Source organism: Collinsella aerofaciens (assembly GCF_040926405.1).
Lineage (GTDB): Bacteria > Actinomycetota > Coriobacteriia > Coriobacteriales > Coriobacteriaceae > Collinsella.
In genome coordinates, this window is the sequence record NZ_JBCOIG010000047.1 from 1 (window position 1) to 5,315 (window position 5,315).

Annotated in this window: 4 protein-coding genes; 2 read left to right on the forward strand and 2 right to left on the reverse strand. The window is 48.4% G+C overall.

The features are described 5' to 3' along the window. Positions 1 to 67: 67 nt before the first annotated feature. The gene (locus tag AB5758_RS09460; protein ID WP_368141941.1) at positions 68 to 2,143 is read right to left on the reverse strand and encodes a hypothetical protein; all 2,076 of its coding nucleotides are present in this window, start codon (positions 2,141 to 2,143) and stop codon (positions 68 to 70) included. 165 nt (positions 2,144 to 2,308) lie between these two features. Here AB5758_RS09460 and AB5758_RS09465 point away from each other — a divergent pair, with 165 nt between their 5' ends. Both AB5758_RS09465 and AB5758_RS09470 read left to right on the forward strand, forming a co-directional pair. Beyond that, positions 2,309 to 4,081 (forward strand): phosphotransferase, encoded by a 1,773-nt coding sequence (locus tag AB5758_RS09465; RefSeq protein WP_368141943.1) that lies wholly within the window; start codon positions 2,309 to 2,311, stop codon positions 4,079 to 4,081. A 2-nt stretch (positions 4,082 to 4,083) separates the two neighbouring features. Further along, the gene (locus AB5758_RS09470; RefSeq protein WP_117655878.1) at positions 4,084 to 5,025 is read left to right on the forward strand and encodes a DMT family transporter; all 942 of its coding nucleotides are present in this window, start codon (positions 4,084 to 4,086) and stop codon (positions 5,023 to 5,025) included. A gap of 61 nt (positions 5,026 to 5,086) precedes the next feature. Here the strand turns inward: AB5758_RS09470 and AB5758_RS09475 are convergent. Then, the coding region (locus AB5758_RS09475; protein ID WP_368141945.1) for a C39 family peptidase at positions 5,087 to 5,315 on the reverse strand (229 nt) is incomplete at its 5' end.

The window sequence follows — 5,315 nt, forward strand, 5'->3', positions numbered from 1 at the left end:
GACCCGTACCCGTTCTGGCTTGATTAATGGATAGAAACGGATGTTCTATCGGGACACACATTTTGTCCTATAAGCCTGCAATTGCAATATGACCGCGGTAATAAATCACATCGCCGCGTTGAATCGAGCTCGTGCTCACGGGCATAAAGATAATGCTTCGATACCAATTCATGGAATTATAGGTTTGGCTTGGATCCCAGCGATGGTTATAAGGGTTGTAAACACCCATATCCATGCCAGTAGCATAAAGGCACTGCAAGACAAAACCAGAGCAATCAACAGCTCCACCGGGAGCGGTAGACCAAGGCTCAATATATTGCGTACCAATATACTCATAGGCGCGCTGGATAAAGGCGTTCACGCAATCTTCCCGCGTTGCTTCGACAGAAATGCGAGAAGGGGTCACATAGGTAAAGTATCCGGTGCAATAGCCAGGCAGCCGAACAGTCCAAGAACTGACCTGAGGATACTGGGATGGATTTTGCCAGCCAACTTTGTCGCACTGTCCATCGCTCCAGAAAACTCGACGAACGCCATCGATGGTCCTTGCGCCCGTTGCCATAGCGCCGCTGCCGTCTAACCAATACCACTTACCCGAATCTTTAAGCCAGCCAACATGCATGCTTCCATTGGACTCAAGGTAATACCATGTTCCATTCAGGCATTTCCAACCAGTTGCCATTTTTCCGTCAGCGTTTAGGTAATACCATGCACCGCCAGTAAAAACCCATCCGGTCTTCATCACGCCAGAATCGGCATCAAGCCAATACCAATCGCCGTCAATCTGCAGCCATCCAAGATGAATGGCACCCGTTCCGGGCTCAGCGTAAAACCTAAGATTTGCGACATTAACCCAGCCGGACGCAACCTGCCAACCATCAGCTCCAGCGGTTTTTAGGATAGTGCCGTTTTCGCGAATCACATCCTTGCAAAGATATCCATTATCATTAGCGTATCTTTGAACGCCGTCATTAACGGTAACCCAGCTTGAAACCACAAGCCTACCGCTCTGGTTTGCAAAACAATCGTTGCCGCCCACCTCAAATAAGCCCGTTTTCATGAGATGGCTAACAGGGTCCAGGTAATACCAGCTCGTGCCCTCTTTATACCAGCCAGAAATAAGTGCACCAGATTGGGAGGCGAAATACCAGCCGTCCTCGACCTGAGCCCAACCAACAGCCATAGCCCCGTTAGGCTTTAAATAATAAGCTGCATTGCCAAGGTCTAAATACCCAACGGACATCTTACCATCGGAGGCTGGGTCGAGATAATACCAAGCGCCGTTAACGAGTTTCCAGCCAGTAGCCGCAATACCGTTAGAGCAGTAATACCAATCTGCTCCGTCTTTGTACCATCCATTTGCGAGGCCATAGTCACCAAAAATGTAGGTTCTTCCATCAATCTTTTGACGACCCTTAAACATGATGAACGTCTGTGGGTCAAAATAATAGCGAGCTCCACCTATCGTTTGCCATGACGAAGCAAGGGCACCCGATAAATAAGCCCAGTACCAATTCCCGTCAACGAGAATCCAGCCGGTTTTCATAGCACCAGTGGCATCTAAATAGTATTTCCCGCTCCCGAGGTCGACAAAACCAACCTGCATTATATGGGTGGCAGGATCCAGGTAATACCATGTGCCGTCTTGATAAAACCAACCGGCAGCTAAATCGCCTCCAGCATTGGCATAAAACCAATTTCCATCTGAGTTACGTAGCCAGCAGTTCTGATATAGCGCGCCAAAAGGCGTTGCGGTATTGCCGTCATTCGCATAAAACGAAGCAGTCGATCCGCCAGCATCGGTCACATTGAAATAACCTGTCTGCATTGCACCATCATTGGCTGGATCAAGCCAATACCAATAGCCCCCGCTTTGCAGCCAGCCAGTTTGGTGTTTACCGTTTTTTCCGTAATACCAAACTCCAGACGACTCGTCTCGTTGCCAGCCATCTTTTATGACGGAAGAATTATCAGGTTGCAAATCATCGGAAACCACAGAAGAAAAATCCGCTTTTGACTCAATACTCTGAGCCTCAACGGAATCCTGTGCAAACGCGACATTCGCACTCAGGGGCAAGCAGCAAGCAGTGATTAATGACGCAGCAGCACAAACAAGCGTGGCCTTCTTTTCGAATCGATACATAAGCGACCCTCCCAGATGTCTCATTTATTTATTTTAATCCACATTCCAGGATTGATTTTCGTTACTGTCTGTTCAGTCTATGTAGATAAATATATTAAATTGAACATAACGTTCAATCATTCTATTCTTTCACTAAGCAATGAACATCTTAATTGGAGGCCTGCAGTGGAACTGACCAAGCGTAACTTTACTGTTCTGTACGAATACCTAAAGAACCCATATGCCAGCCAGCGAGAAGTTGCCGAGCGCACTGGCCTCTCACTTGGATCGGTAAACGCAGCAAATAAAGAGCTTACGAATGAGGGCCTTCTCGAATCGGACAGCCTAACCGACAGCGGTTACGAAGCACTTCACCCCTATAAGGTTGAAAACGCAGTGATATTGGCTGCGGGGCTTTCGAGCCGCTTTGCTCCCATTTCGTATGAAAAGCCCAAAGGCCTTTTAAAAGTGCGTGGTGAGATCCTCATTGAGCGACAGATTAGGCAGCTGCAAGACGCGGGCATCAGCAATATCACCATCGTTGTTGGCTATAAAAAAGAGTATTTCTTCTATCTTGAAAGCAAGTTCGGCGTTTCGATTGTCGTCAACAACGAATATGCATCCAAAAATAACCACGCATCGCTTATGTGCGTAAAAGAGCGGCTTGGCAACACCTATATTTGCTCAAGCGATGATTACCTTCTAAACAATCCGTTTGAAGCATACGTTTGGAAAGCATTTTATTCTGCTCAATATGCTGAAGGCGCCACCAAAGAATGGTGCATTCAAACCGGAGCAATGGACAGAATCACCAATGTTACGATTGGCGGTTCCGATGCTTGGTATATGCTCGGACATGTCTACTTTGATAAAGCCTTCTCGCTTGCGTTTAAGCAGATTCTCGAAACGGAATATAACAAGCCCGAAACAACGGACAAGCTTTGGGAAGATTTATATATCGAGCACATCAAGGAGCTCGATATGGTGATCAAGAAGTATCCTGAGGGCGAGATCAACGAATTCGATTCTCTTGATGAGCTGCGTGCCTTTGATCCGCATTTTATCGAAAACGTTGACTCCGACATTTTCGATAACATCGAGCAAGTGCTCGGCTGTTCCAAATCAGAGATTCACGACGTTTATCCCCTTAAACAAGGCCTTACGAATCTATCGTGCCACTTTAGAACCAATGATGGAGAGTACGTTTACCGCCATCCGGGAGTCGGAACCGAACTGCTTATTAACAGAAATGGAGAAGTAGCCGCACTTAAAAAGGCCAAGGAACTCGGCCTTGACGATACGTTCATTCATGAGGACCCAAAGCGCGGTTGGAAAATTTCGAAGTTTGTACCCAACGCAAAGCAGCCTGATCCGCACGATGCTGCCCAAATGAATCGAATGATGCAGATGTGTCGTTCGCTTCACGAGAGCGGTGCAAATGTCGAAACCGAATTTGACTTCTACCTCGAAGCGAAGCGCTACGAATCACTTCTTCTGGAAAAAGGTCCCATCGACATTCCAGGCTACAGGGAAATGGCCGCCGAAATCGATGAATTGGAGCACTTTGTTCAGGCCGACAATGCGCCAAAATGCCTTTGTCACAATGACTTCTTTTACCTCAATTTCCTTATCGATGAAAACGACAAGTACTATCTCATTGACTGGGAATATGCTGGCATGAGCGATTACGCGAACGATTTTGGAACGTGCAGTGTCTGCTGTGAGCTTTCCGAAGATGAAGTCGACCGCGCGCTTGATGCATATTTTGGGCGCAAGGCAACAAACAACGAAATTGCGCATAACTATGCGCACATTGCCCTTGCAGGATGGTGCTGGTACCTCTGGTCTCTTCTGAAAGAAGCCGAAGGCGACTTCGTGGGCGAATGGCTCTATATCTACTTCAATTACGGTGCCAAATACCTCAAAAAGGCACTGGAGATCTATCGGAAAGGTGAGTAACGATGCAATTCGGCTTTTTTAGCGGTCTTCTTTGGGGCCTTGATACAGTAATTCTTGGAATCGGCTTGGCGCTTGCGCCCTATATTGGATCGGCGGAAGCGCTTGCATGCGCCTCCATTGCGGGATCCTTTCTCCATGATGCCTTCTGTGCAATTTGGCTCTTTGGCTACATGGGAGTCCGAGGCAGACTAAAAGACACGCTCGCTGCACTTAAAACTCGTTCGGGCAAGGTCGTCATCGCCGGCGCCCTACTCGGTGGACCTATCGGAATGACCGGCTACGTATTGGCAATTAATAACATCGGAGCTGCCTACACGGCAATCATCTCCGCCTTCTATCCCGCAGTCGGAGCATTCCTTTCCTTCGTACTGCTGAAGGAGAAAATGGGCAAAGGCCAGATTCTTTCCCTTCTCGTTGCTCTTTGCGGTGTAATGACGATGGGCTATCTATCGGCCGGATCGAGCGAGATTGCAAATGCCCCCCTCGGCTTACTCGGCGCGGTGCTTGCCGTTATTGGATGGGGATCCGAAGCGGTGCTGTGCGCATGGGGAATGAAAGATGATGCCGTTGATGACGAAACAGCTTTGCAAATCCGCGAAACTACAAGTGCGCTTGTTTATGGAGCGCTCGTACTCCCCCTCTTCGGAGCATGGCATTTCACGTTGGGCGCTATCCCAAGCATGCCCACATTGATTATTGCACTCGCCGGACTCGCAGGAACTGCATCCTATCTGTTCTATTACAAGGGCATTGCGGCAATCGGAGCAGCGCGTGCGATGGCTCTGAATATCTCCTATTCGGCATGGTCAGTGGTCTTTGGCCTGATCTTGCTTGGAACAATTCCCGACATGGCATCCGTAATCTGCTGCGTTGTAATTGTATGCGGAACAGTTTTGGCAGCCAGTAACTGGGACGAACTATTTGGACGTAAGAAGACGGCGTAGCTAGATTAACAAAGTAGCAAAAGGGGAGAGCTCGTCGAGCTCTCCCCTTTTAGCATCATGGCTATTCAATTACCACGGCCTGGCTATCCATCTGTTGCCACGTGCCGAAGAACACCTGGGCATTTCGCGTAACATTGCCGTTAATCGAATCCGAAAGAAAGACAATTCCCCGCTCGTCATCATAGCCTTTAAGGACTACGGCATGATTACCGCGGTAGTGTCGAGAAAGTTGGTGTAAGGGCCCTTGCGGCCCCTGTGTCCGATATCCGGAATCAGTTGATATCCTAGGC